1 rRNA gene is annotated in these 1,847 nt (G+C 56.8%); it reads left to right on the plus strand.

Annotated features, from left to right (window positions below):
• Window positions 1–1,825 (plus strand): 23S ribosomal RNA (locus ACGF5T_RS36010); the annotation flags it as partial.
• Window positions 1,826–1,847 lie beyond the last annotated feature (22 nt).

Consider the following 1,847-nt stretch of genomic DNA (forward strand, 5'->3'; position numbering starts at 1 on the left):
GATGGGTAGGGGAGCGTCGTGTGCCGGGTGAAGCAGCCGCGGAAGCGAGTTGTGGACGGTTCACGAGTGAGAATGCAGGCATGAGTAGCGATACAAACGTGAGAAACGTTTGCGCCGATTGACTAAGGGTTCCTGGGTCAAGCTGATCTGCCCAGGGTAAGTCGGGACCTAAGGCGAGGCCGACAGGCGTAGTCGATGGATAACCGGTTGATATTCCGGTACCCGCTGTGAAGCGTCAAACATCGAGCATCGTGATGCTAAGGCCGTGAAGCCGCCCTGATCTCTTCGGAGTTGAGGGGAGTGGTGGAGCCGCTGAACCAAGCGGTTAGTAGGTGAGTGATGGGGTGACGCAGGAAGGTAGTCCATCCCGGGCGGTGGTTGTCCCGGGGTAAGGGTGTAGGACGTCAGGTAGGTAAATCCGCCTGGCAATAGTCTGAGACCTGATGCCGAGCCGATTGTGGTGAAGTGGATGATCCTATGCTGTCGAGAAAAGCCTCTAGCGAGTTTCATGGCGGCCCGTACCCTAAACCGACTCAGGTGGTCAGGTAGAGAATACCGAGGCGTTCGGGTGAACTATGGTTAAGGAACTCGGCAAAATGCCCCCGTAACTTCGGGAGAAGGGGGGCCACACCTGGTGATGAGTTTTGCACTCTGAGCTGGGGGTGGCCGCAGAGACCAGCGAGAAGCGACTGTTTACTAAAAACACAGGTCCGTGCGAAGCCGTAAGGCGATGTATACGGACTGACGCCTGCCCGGTGCTGGAACGTTAAGGGGACCGGTTAGTCACTCTTCGGGGTGGCGAAGCTGAGAACTTAAGCGCCAGTAAACGGCGGTGGTAACTATAACCATCCTAAGGTAGCGAAATTCCTTGTCGGGTAAGTTCCGACCTGCACGAATGGCGTAACGACTTCTCGACTGTCTCAACCATAGGCCCGGTGAAATTGCACTACGAGTAAAGATGCTCGTTTCGCGCAGCAGGACGGAAAGACCCCGGGACCTTTACTACAGTTTGATATTGGTGTTCGGTTCGGCTTGTGTAGGATAGCTGGGAGACTTTGAAGCTCGCACGCCAGTGTGGGTGGAGTCGTCGTTGAAATACCAGTCTGGTCGTGCTGGATGTCTAACCTGGGTCCGTGATCCGGATCAGGGACAGTGTCTGATGGGTAGTTTAACTGGGGCGGTTGCCTCCTAAAGAGTAACGGAGGCGCCCAAAGGTTCCCTCAGCCTGGTTGGCAATCAGGTGTTGAGTGTAAGTGCACAAGGGAGCTTGACTGTGAGACCGACGGGTCGAGCAGGGACGAAAGTCGGGACTAGTGATCCGGCGGTGGCTTGTGGAAGCGCCGTCGCTCAACGGATAAAAGGTACCCCGGGGATAACAGGCTGATCTTCCCCAAGAGTCCATATCGACGGGATGGTTTGGCACCTCGATGTCGGCTCGTCGCATCCTGGGGCTGGAGTCGGTCCCAAGGGTTGGGCTGTTCGCCCATTAAAGCGGTACGCGAGCTGGGTTTAGAACGTCGTGAGACAGTTCGGTCCCTATCCGCTGTGCGCGTAGGAGTCTTGAGAAGGGCTGTCCCTAGTACGAGAGGACCGGGACGGACGAACCTCTGGTGTGCCAGTTGTCCTGCCAAGGGCATGGCTGGTTGGCTACGTTCGGGAGGGATAACCGCTGAAAGCATCTAAGCGGGAAGCCTGCTTCGAGATGAGGACTCCCACCCCCTTGAGGGGTTAAGGCTCCCAGTAGACGACTGGGTTGATAGGCCGGATCTGGAAGCACCGCAAGGTGTGGAGGTGACCGGTACTAATAGGCCGAGGGCTTGTCCTCAGTTGCTCGCGTCCACTGTGTT

Source organism: Streptomyces sp. NPDC047853, from assembly GCF_043204535.1.
Lineage (GTDB): Bacteria > Actinomycetota > Actinomycetes > Streptomycetales > Streptomycetaceae > Streptomyces.